The organism is Bacteroides sp. AM37-9, from assembly GCF_003603455.1.
Lineage (GTDB): Bacteria > Bacteroidota > Bacteroidia > Bacteroidales > Bacteroidaceae > Bacteroides > Bacteroides xylanisolvens.
This window is the reverse complement of sequence record NZ_QTNF01000003.1, coordinates 41,185-60,788: the sequence shown is the minus strand read 5'-3', so window position 1 is coordinate 60,788 and position 19,604 is coordinate 41,185. Positions and strand designations below refer to the sequence as shown.

12 protein-coding genes are annotated in these 19,604 nt (G+C 42.4%); all 12 read left to right on the top strand.

The features are described from left to right. The first annotated feature begins 11 nt into the window (after positions 1–11). The 12 genes from DW862_RS02930 to DW862_RS02870 all read left to right on the top strand — a co-directional run bounded on the left by DW862_RS02930 (position 12) and on the right by DW862_RS02870 (position 19,524). Entirely contained in the window at positions 12–1,541 is a 1,530-nt protein-coding gene (locus DW862_RS02930; protein ID WP_120067269.1) for a hypothetical protein, read from the top strand. A 321-nt stretch (positions 1,542–1,862) separates the two neighbouring features. Next, positions 1,863–2,849 (top strand): FecR family protein, encoded by a 987-nt coding sequence (locus DW862_RS02925; protein WP_120067268.1) that lies wholly within the window; start codon positions 1,863–1,865, stop codon positions 2,847–2,849. Between the two features lie 162 nt (positions 2,850–3,011). Beyond that, entirely contained in the window at positions 3,012–6,227 is a 3,216-nt protein-coding gene (locus tag DW862_RS02920; protein ID WP_120067267.1) for a TonB-dependent receptor, read from the top strand. Between the two features lie 20 nt (positions 6,228–6,247). Continuing rightward, the gene (locus DW862_RS02915; protein WP_120067266.1) at positions 6,248–7,726 is read left to right on the top strand and encodes a RagB/SusD family nutrient uptake outer membrane protein; all 1,479 of its coding nucleotides are present in this window, start codon (positions 6,248–6,250) and stop codon (positions 7,724–7,726) included. A gap of 23 nt (positions 7,727–7,749) precedes the next feature. After that, positions 7,750–8,826, top strand: coding sequence for a cellulase family glycosylhydrolase (locus DW862_RS02910; RefSeq protein ID WP_004317506.1), 1,077 nt, complete (start codon positions 7,750–7,752; stop codon positions 8,824–8,826). Positions 8,827–8,862: 36 nt separating this feature from the next. Then, positions 8,863–10,740 carry a hypothetical protein gene (locus DW862_RS02905; protein ID WP_081354124.1) on the top strand — a complete coding sequence of 626 codons (1,878 nt, stop codon included), beginning with the start codon at positions 8,863–8,865 and terminating at the stop codon, positions 10,738–10,740. Positions 10,741–10,766: 26 nt separating this feature from the next. Beyond that, positions 10,767–12,656, top strand: a complete 1,890-nt coding sequence (locus tag DW862_RS02900) for a hypothetical protein (protein ID WP_074704553.1) — start codon at positions 10,767–10,769, stop codon at positions 12,654–12,656. A gap of 39 nt (positions 12,657–12,695) precedes the next feature. Continuing rightward, positions 12,696–15,950: a DUF5107 domain-containing protein gene (locus DW862_RS02895; protein ID WP_120067265.1), complete on the top strand. Its 3,255-nt coding sequence runs from the start codon at positions 12,696–12,698 to the stop codon at positions 15,948–15,950. A gap of 226 nt (positions 15,951–16,176) precedes the next feature. Then, positions 16,177–16,698, top strand: a complete 522-nt coding sequence (locus tag DW862_RS02885) for an RNA polymerase sigma-70 factor (RefSeq protein ID WP_032849707.1) — start codon at positions 16,177–16,179, stop codon at positions 16,696–16,698. 29 nt (positions 16,699–16,727) lie between these two features. Further along, positions 16,728–17,867, top strand: coding sequence for an aldose epimerase family protein (locus tag DW862_RS02880; RefSeq protein ID WP_120067263.1), 1,140 nt, complete (start codon positions 16,728–16,730; stop codon positions 17,865–17,867). Between the two features lie 116 nt (positions 17,868–17,983). After that, positions 17,984–18,787: an inositol monophosphatase family protein gene (locus DW862_RS02875; protein WP_120067262.1), complete on the top strand. Its 804-nt coding sequence runs from the start codon at positions 17,984–17,986 to the stop codon at positions 18,785–18,787. A gap of 29 nt (positions 18,788–18,816) precedes the next feature. After that, the gene (locus DW862_RS02870; RefSeq protein WP_120067261.1) at positions 18,817–19,524 is read left to right on the top strand and encodes a ComF family protein; all 708 of its coding nucleotides are present in this window, start codon (positions 18,817–18,819) and stop codon (positions 19,522–19,524) included. Positions 19,525–19,604 lie beyond the last annotated feature (80 nt).

Below are 19,604 nucleotides of genomic sequence, written 5' to 3'. Positions count from 1 at the left end.
AATGAACGGTCATGAAGCAATATATCAAAAATATAATGATCCTGATACTTGCCCTTCCATGGGGTTTATTGTTGACAAATTGTAGTGATAGTGAGTCTGATTATTCGGACGACAACGCGTATCCGCCACCTACTGTAGAACTCACTTCTCCTTCCGAAATAGATGTGGTGGAGTATAACTCGACGGTGACTGTATCTGCTAAAAGTTTCTCTGCTGTGGGTATACATAGTATATATGCTACCTTGTTGAAGATGGATGAAAATGGAGAATATGAAGAGATAAACGCGACTGAACGCCAACGTTTAAAGATAGATACTCTGCAAACTGATATGACACTTGAATTTGACTTGAATGTCAAGGTCAACACGCGTGAAGCAGCCGGGATATTGGTAACATCAACGGACGTTTTGACAAAAACGGCACAAAAGGTAATACCTATTAAAAAGATAACTAAACTTCCATCCCAGATATTCACCGAACCATCAGATTTCCCTGTTTTAGTACCCGATGAAGAGGTTTCTCTGTCTGTAGTGATTCGTTCAGCTGTGGGCATTAAGTCTATAAAACATACGTTGTGTAATAAAGTACTGGGTGACCTGAAGGAATATACGACTATTCCGGTATCAGGCAATCCGTTGGAAATGGAATTTATCCTAAAAACTGTCGTAGACAATAAAGAGACCAATGGAATCAAGATCGTGGTGGAAGATATAGAAGGGTTGAAAGAGGAAAAGATTATCAATATCGAAGGTCTTGAGGGTGTTGACAATAATGTTGCGCTTGTTTTCAACGATATCGAAATGGCACCCGAATGGGAACATTCAACAGAACCGGATCAACCTTATATTTTCTCCATAGAGGGAATAATGGTACAAGGTGTGCAAAAGCATGTATTAAGCCTGAAGGAAATTAAAGGATATGGCTCAAAGGCAAATAGCGTAGACTTTGCTTTCATCAATATATGGAGAAATCCAAGCTTTGTTGCCGTTAAAAACAGAGGTTTCTCTTATGTCAGTGCGTCAAGAATTAGTGGAGGACCGATAGGGCGAGCTTACGATGTGAATGACTGGATCAAACCGGCAGGTGTTGCTACCAACAAAACGCTGTTTACCCTTATCCCTGATGATAAGGTTACTGATCTTGGTATTGATGTGATGATGGCGAATGCGGCTTCGGACGTTCATACTTTTGAGGCGTTGAATATGTTGGAAAGTATAACTAAAGGAGGTGCCGATATGTTAATGCAAAGAGTCAATGCGTCTGATGGATACCCGAATGATCCTTGTAGTCTGCAGATAAAAGACAATTCTTATATTGCTTTTGTTACTGCAGCAGGCAAATACGGTGTCATTCATGTCATTGAAGCCGCAAATGATACGGATGCGTTAGTTGCCGGAGGATGTAAAATAGCTACTCCTACAGGAGTGGTAGGAAGCCAGGGACCAGCCTACTCGGGAGCTGGCATAACCGGACTCACCTATGACGGTGTGGCATTACTTTACGGACGTACCTGTAAGTTGAAAATTGTGGTTCAAAAGTAAGGTTATTATAATGGAAGTATGAAAAAATATGTATTTTATATAAGAATCAAGAGAGGTTGGCTCTGAATTTGAGATGCTTCCTTAATATTGGCTATAGTTAAAGTAGTCCGAAAAGCTTTGAGCTTACTAAAATCACCTTTACTACAAATATATCGTAGTAAGGGTGATTTTTCTTTTTAGGGTAAAGTCATTGACTTATGCATTAAATGAGAAAAAATAGAGTTGTTTAGTGAGTGTTATGAAAAAAATGTCGAATGCTTTCAGGGTAATTCAAAAGTTACGGGTCTATTTAACAAAAGAGCTTATAAAACACATTTAAATATGGAAGACATTTATATTATCATATCTAAATATCTATTGGGAACAGCTTCTCCGCAGGAGGAGATGGAAATTATGGAATGGCGGAATGCTGATGCCGGGCACGAACAGGAATTTCAGGAACTGTGCGAGAGCTGGCAGATAGCTCATGCGGGAATACATCCGGTAATTCCTGATAAAGAACGTGTGTGGGAAAAGATAATGAGTAATCTGAATCTGGTGAAACCTGTGAAGATGTACACGCGGCGGTTGTTGTATCGGGCAGTGGGAATTGCTGCTATGCTGGCACTGGTGTTGGGCTTCTCGCTCTCTCTGCTGGTTTCGGAAGAGGAAGAAGTAGGATTAGTCTCATTTACAGCTCCTGTTGGCCAGAAAGCTGAAGTCAGTTTGCCGGATGGCACTAAAGTTTGGTTGAATTCCGGTTCTACTTTGACCTATTCTACGGATTATGCCAAAGATTGCCGTTCTGTAAAATTGAACGGACAGGCCTTTTTTGATGTGGTGCAAGACAGTAAGAGACAGTTTGATGTATTGGTAGGTGATGTGAAAGTGTTGGTTCATGGTACCGCATTCGATGTCAATGGATATGGAGACCATTCAGAATTGGAAGTTGTACTGCTTAGAGGGCACGTGACGGTTGTCTCGGCTTTAACGGACAAGCTGTTGGCAGATATGAAACCCAATCAGAAAGTCATTATTCCTTTGCATGAAATGGAGAAGTGTAAATTGGAGGCTTGCGATGCTGAAGTAGAGTCCGTATGGCGATTGGGCAAGCTGAAAATTGAAAATGAGAACCTGCAGGAAATAGTTCAAAAAATGGAACGATGGTATGGCATCAAAATTCAATTGCATGATGTACCGGAAAATAAACGTTATTGGATGACAATTAAAACAGAATCTTTGCGAGAGATGCTTGAGATCATTAATCGGGTGACTCCGATTACATACACTATTAACGGAGAGGAGGTGAGCATAACCGGAAGAAAGTAATCGAAGAATAAAAAAGGACGCAGAAGAGTGCCATCTTCCACGTCCAAAGAGCAAAACCTGCGTATGTATGCTATCCGTCAGACGGATGGCACAGGTATAGCCTTGCTTTATGCAGACAAAGGTAATAATTAATTCCTTTATTTAACCTTAAATGAGTTTACAATGTTGAAGCTAAAACAAATATTATGTAGCATTCTTGTTTTGGGCAGCCTGCTTTCCAGCCCTTCGCTATGGGCGCAGAAAGAGACTAAGGTCAATATCGCTGCCAGGCAGATTTCTTTAAAAAATCTGATACAAGCTGTTGAAAAACAGACAGATTATACTTTTGTGTTCGATAATTCTATCCCTCTGTCACGTATTGTTTCCCTGAAAGGAGGTTCTCAATATCTTTCGGATGTGCTGAAACAGGCCTTTGATAAAAGTGACATTGCGTATGAAATAGTAGGCAAACAGATTGTTTTACAAAAGGTGCAGACGAAGACCAACCGGACGATTTCGGGTGTGGTGAAAGATGAGCAGGGAGAAGCGGTTATCGGAGCAAGCGTATTGGTAAAAGGTACCACCAACGGTACGGTTACCGATTTTAACGGAAAGTTTGAGTTGCAGAATGTACCAGAAAGTGCCACTATTGATGTGACGTTTATAGGTTACGCCCCACAGAGCAAAAAGGTGGTGGCCGGAGTACGTTCAATGAATTTCGTTCTTGAAGAAGATACAGAGACATTGGATGAAGTAGTAGTGGTAGGTTACGGCGTACAACGTAAACGGGACCTTTCCGGTTCGATAGCTTCCGTCAAAGGCGATATCATTACTGAATATGCAAATACTTCTGTTGCGTCAGCATTACAGGGACGCGTGTCAGGCGTACAGATTCAGCAAACTAATGGCCAGCCGGGAGCCGGAATACAAGTGAGGGTACGTGGTTCCAATTCTATTCGGGGTGACAATGAACCGCTTTGGATTATCAACGGATTTCCGGGTGACATTAATATGATTAATACGGCTGATATCGAATCTGTTGAAGTGATGAAAGATGCTTCCGCAACTGCTATCTATGGCTCGCGCGGTGCCAATGGTGTCATCTTGATTACGACGAAGCAAGCTAAAGAGGGGAAGATTACGGTGGAATACAATGCCAGCTTCGGTGTGCAGAGTCTGGCTAAAGAACTTGAGCTACTCGATGCTTGGGAATATATGAGCTATCTGAATGAAAAAGCAGCGATTAATAATCAGCCGACGATATATACCGATGAAGAGATTAAATCTACTCGGCATAGTACCAACTGGCAGCGTGAACTGTTTCGTAATGCACTTGTTACCGACCACTCTGTGAATGTCTCTGGTGGTACAGAAAAAGTTCAGGGAACGTTAGGCGCCAGCTATTTCGATCAGCAAGGTATCGTGAAGGAAAGTGGCTATAAACGTATGTCTATCCGTTCGAGCCTGAATTATCATATATCAAAATATGTCACCGTGTCGAGCAACTTGATTTTCAGCCGCTCCAATCATAATCAGATGAATTCGCAGGGAGGTAGCCGGGGAACGTCTGTTATCGGTTCTACACTGATTCTGCCGCCAACAGCGACACCTCATTATGACGACGGAACCTGGAATGACTTCCAAACACAACCGATTGCACCGGTAAATCCGTTGGCTTATGTGAAAGAAGTGGATAATAAATGGTACGCCAACCGGATTATGGCAAATGCTTCATTGACAATAAAACCGATAGACGGACTTTCAATTCAGTTATCTGCCAACGTTAACAATAACCAGAATCGCAAAGATTATTATAAGTCATTGCAATACCCTAATTCACAAGGAGCTGCCTCTATTACATTTGGAGAAACAGTCGGTATCACAAGTAATAATATCATAACCTATAATAAGAGTTTTCTAAAAAAACACCATTTGAGTGTGATGGGTGGTTTTACCTACGAACAGAGTACATCGAAAACTGCGGGAACGGGTACGGCCGAAGGCTTCTTGAGTGATGTGACCGAAACCTATGACATGGATGCAGCTACCGTTAAGGGGCTGCCGACATCTTCTTATTCAGATTGGCGTTTGTTCTCATTTCTGGGACGTGTCAACTATAATTATGCTGATCGCTATCTATTGACTGCCAGTCTTCGTGCTGATGGTTCTTCACGTTATAGTAAAGGAAACAAATGGGGATACTTCCCTTCAGCGGCAGCGGCCTGGCGTCTTTCGCAAGAGTCTTTTTTGCGTGATGTAGAGTGGCTTTCGGATCTAAAGTTCCGTTTGAGTTACGGAGTGACTGGTAGCACTGCCATCTCACCGTATTCTACGCAGAACACATTGAGGACGGAAAATGTAGTATTCGATAAGAATACAACAGTGGCGTATGTCCCGTCAGATACCTACACCGGTGATTTGAAGTGGGAAACAACCTCACAGTTTAATGTGGGGGTTGATCTGTCCCTATTTAATAATCGCCTCCGCATGACTGCAGATTATTATCGGAAGAAAACGACTGATTTGCTGAACAATGTAGAGATGCCTCGTTCAAGTGGATACACCACTGCCCTGCGTAACATCGGTTCCATCCGTAACTCGGGGTTTGAGTTGCAACTCGACGGGCGGATTATTGATCGTGCTGTGAAATGGGATTTGGGTGTCAACTTCTCGCTCAATCGCAGCAAAGTGTTAGTCCTTTCGGAAGATAAGGATATTTTCGGTGGCGAATTGGATAACACCATTCTGAAAGACCAGCTCAATCTGATGCGTGTGGGTGAGCCAATGTATGTTTTCTACGGATATGTTGAAGATGGATACGATGAGAACGGTCATATCGTATATAAGAATATGGATGACGATCCTGCCATCACAGCAGCAGACAAGACCATCATCGGTGATCCTAATCCTGATTTTCTGGTCAATTTAACTACAGCAGTCAGTTATAAAGGGTTTACGCTAAGCGCTTTCTTCCAGAGTTCAATAGGTAATGATATATATTCGCTTAGTATGGCTGCACAAGCTTATGATTATGGATATAACGGGAATACGTTGCGCGAGGTGTACTATAACCATTGGACACTCGAGAATCCTACCGCAAAATATCCCAATCTCGACCAGACTTCTTATAAAATGTCCGACCGGTTTGTTTATGACGGCAGCTTCGTCAGACTGAAAAACCTCGAATTGGCCTACGATGTACCTTGTGCCCGTAACAAATTCATCAAGCGCGCCCGTGTCTATGTGAGTGCCCAAAACCTGTTTACTATTACGAGCTACCCTTTCTGGGATCCGGATATAAATGCCAATGGTGGCGGAAGCTCGATGATTCAGGGGGTAGATTCGTATTGTTATCCTAGTGCCCGTACTTATACGATTGGATGCCGACTCACTTTCTAACATATAAAAATTGATGTCTTATGAAAAAATTATTGATATATATTGCCGCTTTTGCTATGATACTGGCAATGAACACATCCTGTGAAGATATGGGCTCTTTGGAAGAACATCCGAAGAAAGTGGATGCAACGACTTTTATGGCGAATGCCAAAGAAGTGGAGAGTGTTATCAATTCCATCTATTTCCAACTCCGTCGTGATCCGGGATTCAGTCGTTATCTGATTGTTCTGGAAGAAGGACTGGCGGATTATTGCATTGGAAGAGGTAACTATGCCACAGCTTATGATACCGGGCTTACCAGTGGTGGGGTGGGCTTCTCCAAAGATAGCTGGGCGGTGTTGTATCGTGCCATTCGTTTTGCCAATAATATTCTTGACGGTATAGGTAATACTCCACTCTCGCAACAGGAGTATAACAACCTCACCGGGGAAACACGTTTTCTACGTGCATTCGCCTATTCATGGCTGGTACGAAATTGGGGCGCCGTTCCTTTTTTCGATGAACAGAACATGAATGACTTTAATAAACCCCGTACTCCGGAAGCTGATATCTGGAAGTTTGTGATTGATGAGGCCGATTATGCTGCATCCAATCTCCCGGAAGTGGCTAAATCTGCCGGACGTCCTTCGCGTTATGCCGCATTGGCATTGAAAACAGAAGCTTGTCTTTATGCCGGTCGCTATGAAGAGGCAGCTGAAGCAGCCGGTTTAATTATTTCATCCAAACGATATTCTCTGGTTGAGGTTGGCAAAGCGGATGATTTCCTCGACCTTTACGGTCATACGGCTAATGCCACTTCTGAAGAAATTTTCTATATAAAGTTCAACCGCGATAGTGGATCGACCATCGCCTATATGTATCTCTGCAAGCCCAATCCTTTCGTGAATATGGGAGCTGTAGGAATTTATACCGATTATCAGAAGAATAAATTTATTCAGAATTGGGACCAGAATGATTTACGTTATCAGTTCGGATTGTATAAACAAACGCAGAATGGAACACTTAATGCACTGACTAAAACGGGTATGATTTGCTCGAAATTCAGAGACTCGGAATGGACAGGGAGCAGTACAACCCCCAATGACAATCCGGTATATCGTTATGCTGATATTCTGCTTTATTATGCAGAAGCTGTTTGTCGCTGGAAAGGAGCTCCTACCGATGATGCCATGGAAAAATTGAATATGGTGCGGCGACGTGCTTACGGACAGAAACCGACACAAGCATCTTCTTCAGACTATAAACTGGCCGATTATGCAAGTAAAGATGCTTTCCTTGCACTGGTGTTGCAGGAGCGTGGCTACGAAACGATTTTTGAAGGTAAACGCTACAATGACCTGAAGCGTTGTGGAAAGCTTGCAGAAGCAGCTTTGGCTGCCGGACGTATTTCGGCTTTATCCGAAGTGGGAGATGCAGCCTACTGTTGGCCTATCCCTACCGATGAATTTAATTATAATATGGCATTGGATCAGACAAAAGACCAGAATCCTGGGTATTAACAACTTAATTAATTTGATTTCTTATGAATAGATTGAATATATTGATTGTAACAATTCTCTTTTTATTGACAACAACCGGCTGCGCCCAACAGGCTGAAAGATGGTCGACGGAAAAAGCAAACGCATGGTACGCATCTCAAAAATGGCCGGTGGGTATCAACTACGTTACTGCTACGGCAATCAATCAGTTTGAGATGTGGCAAGAGGAGACTTTTGATCCGAAAACCATGGAGTTGGAGTTGGGACGTGCCGGGGAACTCGGATTCAATACGGTACGCATATTCCTGCATGATATGGTGTGGGAAGCGGATCCGGCAGGGTTTAAACAACGACTGGATACATTTCTGGGTATTTGTCAGAAACATGGCATGCGTGCCATCGTCACTTTCTTTACGAATGGCGGGCGTTTTGAGAGTCCGAAACTCGGAGTACAACCGGCTTCTGTACAGGGTGTTCATAACTCTCAATGGATACAGAGTCCCGGAGCGCCATCCGTCAATGATCCGTCAACGTATCCGCGTCTGGAACGTTACGTGAAAGATGTGATGACTACCTTTAAGGCAGATGATCGTATTTTATTGTGGTGTTTATATAACGAACCGGAAAACTTCAAGCAGAAAGCACACAGTATGCCATTGTTGCGCGAAGTGTTCCGTTGGGCGCGTGAGGTGAATCCCTCGCAACCGCTGTCGTCTCCGATATGGATTTATCCCGGAGGACATGGCACACGCAGTAATTTGCCGATTATCAGTTTTCTGGGTGAGAATTGTGACGTTATGACCTTTCATTGTTATTACGGACCTGAAGAAATGGAAAAATTCATCGCTTTCATGAAGCAGTTTGATCGTCCGGTTATCTGCCAGGAGTATATGGGACGTCCCCGTTCAACTTTTGAAGAAATAATGCCGATTCTTAAGCGTGAAAAGGTAGGTGCCATCAGTTGGGGATTGACAGCAGGAAAGTGTAATTTCCATTTACAGTGGTCGAGCAAGGCCGGAGATCCGGAACCTGAAATCTGGTTTCATGATATATTCCGTCTGGATGGTACACCTTATAGTCAACAAGAAATTGATTTTATAAAAAGTATGACTTCAAACTGATTGATAACGGATTGAACAAATAAAAGAATGAATATGATGAAAAAGTTAAAAACTCATAGATACCTTTTGGTAACAGTAATGGGGCTTCTTGTTGCTTGTACATCTTATACCTCAACGGATGAGTGGCCTAATCCGCGTCCTAATTCAAATCCTGACCCTGAACCGGTCATCGGAGAGATTACCTCTATTCAGTCGCTCAATAAAAGTGAAAATGTAGCAGTGAACTCTCATGCGGACGAATGGGGGAATAGTTCTCTCGAATTAGACTATCGCCGGTTGCTGACTTTGGAAAGTCCGGCACTGTCGGCTGTGAATGCTCTTTATCCCCGTATCAAGAAATTAGGTGATGGGACCTATTTGCTGCTATACCAGCAGGGACCACAGGCTTGGAATGTCTATTATGCTTTAAGTACTAATCTGATTACATGGCAGAATGCATCCAGTCCTCTGTTTCAGAGCGAAAGTGCTCAGCAAACTTCCGGTGCCAGTGATACACGCTGTTTCTCATCATGTGATGCAGTTGTTCTGGCAAATAAGGATATTTTGGCATTCGCTTCCTTTCGCTTGAATCAGGGATACAGGGTCGATCCGCAGAGTAATGGTATTATGATGAGGCGTTCTTCCGATAATGGACGTACCTGGTCGACTGCCCAGATTATTTATCAGGGAACGACTTGGGAACCTTATGCATTACAACTTCGTTCGGGTGAAATACAGGTCTATTTTACGGATAGTGAGCCTCTCACAGCCGATTCGGGGACTGCCATGCTGCGTTCTATGGATAATGGGCGGACATGGACGGTCGTTGGAAAGGTGATCCGTCAAAAGACTGGACTGGCTATAGATGGCTCGGGCAAGCAAATTTATTCAGATCAGATGCCTTCTGCCCGCGAATTAAATAATTCGACGAAGATTGCAGTAGCTACAGAAACACGTTTCAGAGATGAAGGCGATGTTTATCATATTTCAATGGCGTGGAGCTCCGACAACTGGGCTTCGGCTCCATTGACCGGAGATGAAGTAGGGCCTTCGGACCGTAAACTCAATTTTGTGCAGAAGGCTGCAGCACCTTATCTGGTACAATTCCCCTCGGGAGAAACTGTCTTGTCGTACAATGCTTCTTCTCTCTTTACCATGCAGGTGGGTAACGCAGAGGCTTCCCAATGGGGAGAAACGTATCAGCCATTCAGTGGAAAAGGATATTGGGGAGCAACGGAAACTATTGACCCGCATACTCTTGTAGCTGCCATGCCTGCTACTTTTGTCAATAGCGAGAATAAAGATGCTGCCCGTATTCAGATTGGACAGTTTGTTCTGAATCATCGGATTAATGCCTCCGGAATGACACCGGTGATAGACGCCGACAATTCGGATTGGAGTGCAGTTAGTGATGCGCTATTTATCGGAAGTGTGTCCACTACACAAGCCGTGTTCCGCTTTGCTTATGATGCAGAAAATGTATATTGTCTGGTGGAACGTCTTGATAAAGACTTGACCACAGACGACAGTATGGAATTGATTTTTCAGGGTGGAGATGCTACCGGAACCCCTCTTAAAATCTCTCTTATTCCGGATGCAGTTCAATATACCATTAAATGCAGTCATTCTTCAGTAACTTGTAAGGGTGCGGTTCACGGAACTTTTGGCGATACGGCAGCCGATAAGGGATATGTAGTCGAAATGGCTATTCCACGGACTTTACTTCGGGTGGTGGCCGACCGTTTGATGTTTAATGCTACCTTATACGATCAGAATGGTAGTGATACCTTTACTGGACTGACTACTACGAATTATGAGAAATGGTTGCCAATCGTTTTAAAAGCCGCTACGGACCCTGAACCTCTACCAGGGGAAGGAGATACCGGTACTGGACCTTCCTGGAATAATGGCGATACGGAAGGTACATGGAAATAATGATAACATTTTAAATTTGCGAGACCATGAAAAAAAATAAAATTCTGATTCTTCTGGTAATTGGTTTATCATTGGGTAGTTGTGTGCAAACTGATGATGAGGTGTTTTCTCCGGAACCGACCGTTAATGGAGGAGAAAAATCCATTACGGCCATTTGTGCTGTTACTGCCACAACACGCACGTCTCTTAATGCATCCATGAATGTGGTTTGGACCCAAAATGATGAGATACGGCTGTTTGGCACTTCAACACCGAATGGAGCTGTTTATACTACTGCTGCCAATAGTGCTCGTACCGCTGTTTTTGATCCGGTGGACGCTTCTGTAGATGATGCCATCCGATATGCTATTTATCCGGCGTCGGCTGCGTCAGGCAGCCAGCTTGAAGGTACGACACTTGCTGTTGACTTTTCGGCACTTGCCGGACAGAAATGGATGGGTGCGTTCAATGCTGATAGTGAAATATCATCTTTGCCGATGGCGGCAGCCTCTGATGGTGAAGCCTTTTCTTTTAAGAATCTGTGTGGTGGAGTACGGATACAACTGACTGATTATCAATTAATGGGAATTAGTGTTAAATCTGTAGCTGTACGCGGTAATGACGGAGAACTGGTGTCGGGTATAGCTGATGTCAATGCAGCGGATGGAATCGTATCACTTCGGAAGTCTTCCACTCCTTCTGCTGCGGTTACTGCATTGGTTACTTGTGATACAAGCGTACCTCTTTCTGCAGATAATAATCCCTCGGCTCATACAGACTTTGTTTTATTTCTTCCTGCGGTAAATTATACCAAAGGGTTGACTTTCGTCATAACGGATGCTGCCGGACGGATTTACGAACAAGCAACTCCGGGTGCTTTCACTATTGAAGCCGGAGTTGTCAAACCGATGGAATTATTACCGATAACGTTGTATTATGGTAAGGTAAACTGTTATCGTACGGCATCTGCAGGAACACTTGAAATAGATGTCACACCTTATTATTCATTGGCAGGAGATTATACTTATGAAAATCGTCTGAGGGTGAATATCAATGGGGAATTAGTCGATAAGGCTGTGTCTGCAACTGTTTTGTGGACACAAACGAATTCGTCTTCATCAGGAGATGTTCTTTCTGCTATTCCTGCATTGGAGGGAACTACTTTAAAAGTTCCTGTAAGTGGCGTGAAAGGAAATGCCCTTGTGGCTATTCGAGATGCATCGGGCAAGAACGTATGGTCTTTTCATATTTGGGTGACTGAAGCATCGGATCTTACCTATATTAATGAGGAACGGGGAACATTCAAAATGATGGATCGTAATTTGGGTGCAACTTCTGTTACTCCTAAAGATCAGAATGCTTATGGTGTGTGGTATCAGTGGGGGCGCAAAGATCCGTTCCCGCGTCCGCTTGATATTGTCCGTTCGAGTGCGACAACTGTGGATAACAAGGAGCTGACCGCAAATGCAACCACTTCTGCTGAAGTGGGAACAGTAAGTTATACTATATCCAATCCTGATATAAGAATTTTTTCTGCGAATGACTGGCATAATGAATGGCGGAATAACGGACTATGGGGAAATTCTGATGGTCTCACCAAGAATGTAAAAACTGTGTATGATCCTTGTCCGGAAGGCTATTGTGTGCCCGATCAGAATTGCTATCAGGGATTCACTTTTACTTCAAAAACGGAATGTGATAACAATTACGGGCATCTGTTTGTGATTGATGGTTCGCAAACTTCTTACTTCCCGACAGGAGGCTATCTAGATAAGGGAGCTAATAAGATTGCTTATCAGGAATATCGGGGATATCAATGGACTAGTAATCCAGGAACAACAGGAGCTTATTACTTCTATTATAATAATGCAAATCTTAATTTTACAGGTATGGATCGTGCTTCGGCAGCATCTGTCCGTTGCGTCAGGATGGAGTAAAATGAAAGATATTTTTTAATCATAATAATACATGCACTCATGAAATATTTCAATATTTTGTTTCTGATTTTGTTTCTTACTACAAGCGCAAAAGCGCAATCGGTCAAGGTGTCTGTAAGCAAAGTCAGTATTCCGACATACACAGAACCTGAACGTGAAGAATTGCCGATGTTTGCCGAAAACAGGGTACATCAGCGTTCGAGTGGCAATCCTTATCCTAATAAAATCGTTCTGAAAGTGAATCGGGAACAAAAAGTGGATAAAGAATATACGCTTATCAAATTAGAGAATGAATATTTGGAACTACAAATATTGCCGGAAATTGGAGGTAAGATATATGCTGCCAAAGATAAAACGAATGGATATGATTTTTTCTATAAGAACCATGTCATAAAACCTGCTCTTATCGGTGCTTTGGGCTCGTGGATTTCCGGTGGACTGGAGTTTAACTGGCCTTTTCATCATCGGGCTTCGTCTTTTATGCCCACTGATTATGAGATAGAAAAACTGCCGGGGGGTGGAGTGGTCGTTTGGGTTTCGGAACATGATCCGACAGACCGGATGAAAGGTATGGTTGGCATTGTGCTTAACCCCGGTGAGTCTATCTTTGAAACGAGAGTCAAATTGTCGAATATCACCCCGTTAAGACATTCGTTTTTATGGTGGGAGAATGTGGCGGTACCTTCGAATAAGAATTATGAGATATTCTTTCCGCACGATGTAAGCCATGTGTTTTTCCATTACAAACGTTCGGTTACTACTTATCCGGTTGCAACAAATGCGGCAGGAATATTTAACGGTATTCGTTATGACGGTGCAGTTGATATAAGCAAGCATAAGAATACGATTCAGCCTACCTCTTATTTTAGTGCGGCATCACAGTATGATTTCTTTGGCGGTTATGATACGGGCAGGAAATGTGGGGTTGTACACATCGGAGATCATCACGTATCACCCGGTAAGAAGATGTTTACATGGGCTTACAATCAGTTGTCCCAGTCTTGGGAAAATGCTCTCACAGATACAGATGGAGCCTATTGTGAATTGATGGCAGGCAGCTATTCTGACAATCAGCCGGATTTTACATGGCTTGAACCGATGGAGACTAAAACCTTCTCGCAATATTGGTTCCCGATCGGAGAAATCGGGGTTCCGGATTTTGCGAACACGACAGGAGCTATATACGTCAAGGATACGATTAAAGTGCAATTGAACAAGACTCGTAATGTGAAGATTACGGTCAAAGGTGATAATCAGATTTTGTATTCAGGAAAAGCTACAGTCAAAGCCAGAGAAGAATATATGCTACCTGCGGATGTAAGAATGAAGTTGGGATATTCAATAGATGTTACTGCTAATGACGGAACTGTTTTAATGTCTTATACAGTGAAGAAACACGATACTTTTAATATTCCTCATACAACACAGGATATGCCGAATATCAAAAAGGTTGAAAGTCCGCATTTGTTGTATCTTGAAGGTTTGCATGTGGATCAATACCGTGATCCTGCCACTAAAGGAGAGAGCTATTATAAAGAAGCTCTTGAACGTGATCCGAATTTTGCTCCTGCATTGATCGCTTTAGGAGAAGCAAAGTTACGCAATGCTTTTTATAGTGAGGCTTTGGGATATCTTTTGAGGGCGGAAAAAGTGTTGACACGGTTCAATACGCGTCTTGAAAATGGGAAACTGTACTATTTGTTAGGGCATGTCTATTTAGCGCTCGATGAGCAGGAGAAATCCTATGATTATTTCCGGAAAGCGGCATGGAGCAGTGCTTATGTTTCTTCCGCCATGACTTATGCGGCTATGCTTGATATACGTAAACTGGAGTATGACAAGGCTGTTCAGCATCTTGCTACTGCCATTACTTATCATAAAGATAATGCTGTAGCCAATGCGTTGATGATATATGCTTCTTATTTGCAGGGAGATAAAAAAGCATCGGAACGTCAATATCTGTCTGTAGAAGCGAATGATAAACTTAATCATTTGGCACGTTACTTCGGTGTGCTGACCGGTAAAGTTAGTGCCCGGGATTTTATGGAAAAGATACGGACGGATAAGAATCAGGTATGTCTCGATCTTATAGAAACTTTGCTTGTCGCTGATCTGCAGAAAGAGGCTGTTTCCCTGATAGAGATGTTGCAAACACACGAACCTCTGATTTTTAGTCTGTCTGCCATATATGCAGATATAAAAGGCGGTTCTCCGAATGATTCGGCAACGGAAGGGATTGCTTTCCCAAGCCGGCGAATTGAAATGAACAGTTTGTCTCATTGGGCAAAACAGGGAAGTCGGAAGGCGCAGTTGCTGTTGGGATGTGCCCTTTACGCTAAAGGACATTATGAGAAGGCAGTCGCTCTTTGGGAAGGCTTGTCCAGTACTGATTATCGTGCTGCACGAAATCTGGCTGTCGCTTACTATTCACACATGGATCGTAAAAATGAGGTGTTACCCTTATTGGAGCAGGCATTATCCCTGAAGCCGAATGACGAACAGTTGATTTTTGAAACGGTCTATGTAATGGGTAAGTTAGGAGTTGCTCCTATTGAACGTATTTCTTTCTTGAATAATCATAAGTCTGCAATTAGCCGCGATGATATTATGCTTGAATGGGCACGAGCTTATAATATGGCAGGACAGGAGGATAAGGCAATAGAACTTCTTAGGGGGCGTAACTTTGTCCCAGCTGAAGGTGGGGAGCATGCAGTTGCCGAACAGTATATGTTTGCTTATTTCCTGAAAGGGCGTAGATTAATGAAAGAAAATAAGATGCAAGAAGCGGCTGATTGTTTTAAGGCTGCGCAAACTTTACCTCAAAATCTGGGAGCAGGTTTGTGGAATATCGTTAGATTGGTTCCATTTAAATATTATGAAGCAGTCTGTTTGAAATCTTTGGGGCAGGAAGACAAGGCCAATGAGAATTTTGATTTTATAACGGGTATTGAGGTAGATTATTTTAGTAATATGAACTTACCGGAATTGCCATTTTATCAGGCACTTTGTTATCGTGAAACGGGTATGCCTTTCAAGGGGGATATGCTCATCAATTATAAACTGCAAGATTGGAAAGAAGGTATGAAGACTATTGATGCGGGTTATTTTGCCACTACTCCTTTCTTTATAAGTTTCTGCGATCGTGCCGTACAGCAAAGGAGTGCTTATTATAGCTATTTACTAGCTCTGGCCTATCGTTACACTGGTGATACGAAGCTGGCACAGAAATATATTGAGCAAGCAGCAGTGAGTGATCCTTATGCTCTGAATATTTTTGCAGAAAGACAATTCTGAACGATCTTGTAAAGCTCATTTAGACGCGGATTCATACAGATTTATATTTAGAAAGAATCTGTATGATCCGCTTCATTATCAGCATCTTTGTTTAGTGCAATTAATGTGATTTCGGTTTTAGTATTAGAAAGTGTTTTGAGGGTATGGTTCTCTTTACGAAAATGTATTCCGAAAGAAAAATATTTTTTGTAGATTTGTGAGACTGATAAACACAATTCCGGGAACGATGGATATTCAAGCCTTTCGAAATTATTACGATACATACTATGAACAACTTTGTTGTTTTCTCAACTTCTATACGCATGATGTAGCAGTCATAGAAGATGTTATTCAGGAGGTGTTTCTCAAACTATGGGAGAATAAAGATTGTATTGAAATAACCTATATCAAAACCTATCTTTTCCGGGCTGCCAAAAATCGGGTATTAAACTATCTTCGTGATGAGGAAAACAGGCATCAGTTGTTAGAGAATTGGTTTAACCAGCAACTGGAAGAAAGGAAATATAAAGATTGTTTTGACATTGATGCCTTGACAAAAGTGGTGAATCGGGCAATTGAACAGCTTCCGGAGAGATGTAGGGAGATATTTTCCTTGAGCCGGAAGGAGGGACTTTCTTATAGGCAGATTGCCGAACGTCTCGGGATTTCTGTAAAAACAGTAGAGACACAAATAAGCATTGCGCTCAAACGAATAAGAGAGATCTTATCTTCTTCTGCATTTGCATTTTTGTGGCTGTTTATTCGATAAAATATTTATTCTTTACTATTGAATGTCAGATGAATAGATTTTTTGCTTTTTTGTATTTAGCTGTGTTTGTTACTGCTTGTGCGGAATGTGAAGTTATTCCTGGAATGAAAACAGCGTTTTATGGTATTACTCAAGATGGTGATACCGTTACTCAATATACCCTGACCAATGTTTCGGGGGCTCAATTCAAGGTCATTGACTATGGGTGTCGTGTGACGAATATTATGGTGCCGGACCGGGAAGGAAAAATGGCAGATGTAGTGCTTGGATATGAAAACCTAAAGGATTATGAGACTGGAGCCGAGCGGTTTTTCGGGGCTTTATTAGGACGTTATGCTAACCGTATTGCCGGCGGGAATTTTATGATTGATTCTGTTCGGTATCAACTTTCGTGCAATGAATCTCCAAACGGACATCCCGGGCATTTGCACGGCGGTGTGAAGGGATTTGATCGTGTCATGTGGAAAGCGATGCCGGTCAGTTGTTCTGATACGCTTGGCATTGTTTTTACTCGTTGCAGTCCTGACGGAGAGGAGGGATATCCTGGTAATTTGGACTGTAAAGTCACTTATTACTGGACTCCGGACAATACTTGGCGTATAGAATATGAGGCAGTTACCGATCAGCCGACTATCGTTAATATGTCGCAACATTGCTATTTTAACCTTCAGGGTTATGACGGAGGTTCGGTTTTAAATCATATCGTACAAATTAATGCGGATTCAGTTACGGTAAATACTCCGTGGTATGTGCCGTTTTCGGTTGAATCAGTAGTAGGAGGACCTTTAGATTTTCGCACTCCTCATAGCTTTGCAGAACGTGTCACCTCTCCTAATGAGCACATGAATCTTATGGGTGGTTATTCGGCTAACTGGATACTTCGTGATTATAACGGAGATTTGCGTTATGCTGCAACTGTCACGGAACCTCAAAGTGGCCGTCAATTAGAAACTTACACTACAGAGCCCGGCTTGTTGATCTATACTGGTATCGGGCTTTCAGAAAAGATTGTGGCCAAAGGTGGCCCACAACAGAAATATGGTGGTCTGATATTGGAAACCATCCACCATCCGGACACGCCACATCATCCTGAATTTCCATCCTGTGTGTTGCGTCCTCATGAGAAATATTATTCCGTTACGGAATATAGATTTACTGTGCAAAAGTAATTCAATAGAGTATACCCTGGAATTACTTATCTTTTTCCGGGAAAACTCTTATTTCTATCAAAAAAAGTAATAATTTTGGCATTGATTTGCGGATTGCCTAAATTATGAAAGATAGAATGTTAGATTTAAAACAACTTACAGCTGATGTATGCCGGATTGCTACAGAAGTTGGATATTTTTTGAAAGAAGAACGAAAGAGCTTCCGTCGTGAACGTGTGGTGGAAAAACATGCACACGATTATGTGTCTTATGTGGATAAAGAATCTGAAGTGCGTGTGGTGAAAGCCCTTACTGCTTTACTGCCTGAAGCGGGATTCATAACAGAAGAAGGCTCTGCCACTTATCAGGATGAACCCTACTGTTGGGTAATTGACCCCTTGGATGGAACCACGAATTATATTCATGATGAGGCTCCTTATTGTGTGTCCATCGCTTTACGTAGCCGTACCGAACTTCTTTTAGGTGTCGTTTATGAGGTTTGCCGGGATGAATGTTTTTATGCTTGGAAAGGCGGAAAAGCGTTTATGAATGGCGAAGAAATTCATGTGTCGAACGTTGAGGACATCAAAGATGCATTTGTCATTACAGAATTACCTTATAATCATCTGCAATATAAACAGACCGCTCTTCATCTCATCGATCAGCTTTATGGGGTAGTGGGCGGTATTCGAATGAATGGCTCGGCTGCTGCCGCAATCTGCTATGTGGCTATTGGGCGTTTTGATGCTTGGATGGAAGCATTTCTCGGAAAATGGGATTATTCTGCGGCAGCACTGATTGTTCAGGAGGCGGGAGGAAAGGTGACTGACTTTTATGGTGAGGATCATTTCATAGAAGGACATCATATTATTGCAACGAATGGAAATCTTCATCCTGTCTTTCAGAAACTCCTGTCAGAAGTTCCTCCATTGAATATGTAGGTACTTTGCAACTTTAAATCTCTATTATTATGAAACACACACTTCTTATCAAAGACTGGCTTAATTCCTTCTTATCTTTGCTATTTCCCCGTTGCTGCGTTGTTTGCGGCCGGCCGTTAGCAAAGGGTGAAGAATGTATCTGTACAGTATGTAATATCAATCTACCCCGTACTAATTATCATCTTCGAAAAGATAATCCGGTAGAACGGCTCTTCTGGGGACAAATCCCTTTGGAACGGGCTACTTCTTTTTTCTTTTACGAGAAAGGAAGCGACTTCCGGTTGATTCTTCATCGGTTGAAATATGGTGGACAAAAGGAAATAGGTGCAATTATGGGGCGGTATATGGCTGCCGAACTTTTGTCTTCCAATTTTTTTCAAGGAATTGATGTGATAATCCCCATACCGCTTCATAAGAAAAAACAGCAAATCCGTGGTTATAATCAGAGTGAGTGGATTGCCCGTGGTATTGCTGCTGTAACAGGAATACCCATCGATACAGAATCTATATTACGTAAGAAAAATACGGAAACGCAAACGCGCAAATCTGTGTTTGAACGTCGGGATAATGTGGAAGGTATCTTTGAACTTCAGCATCCCGAAACACTTGCAGGTAAACACATATTGATAGTTGACGATGTGTTGACTACCGGCTCTACTACTCTGGCATGTGCTTCCTGCCTGGTAGATGTAGAAGATATACGGATTAGTATATTGACGTTGGCAATGGTGGAATAAGTATGTATATCAGTACCCTAATTCACTATGGGTATTCAACGAAAATGAAAATAATCTGTGTGAATCTGTGTAATCCGTGG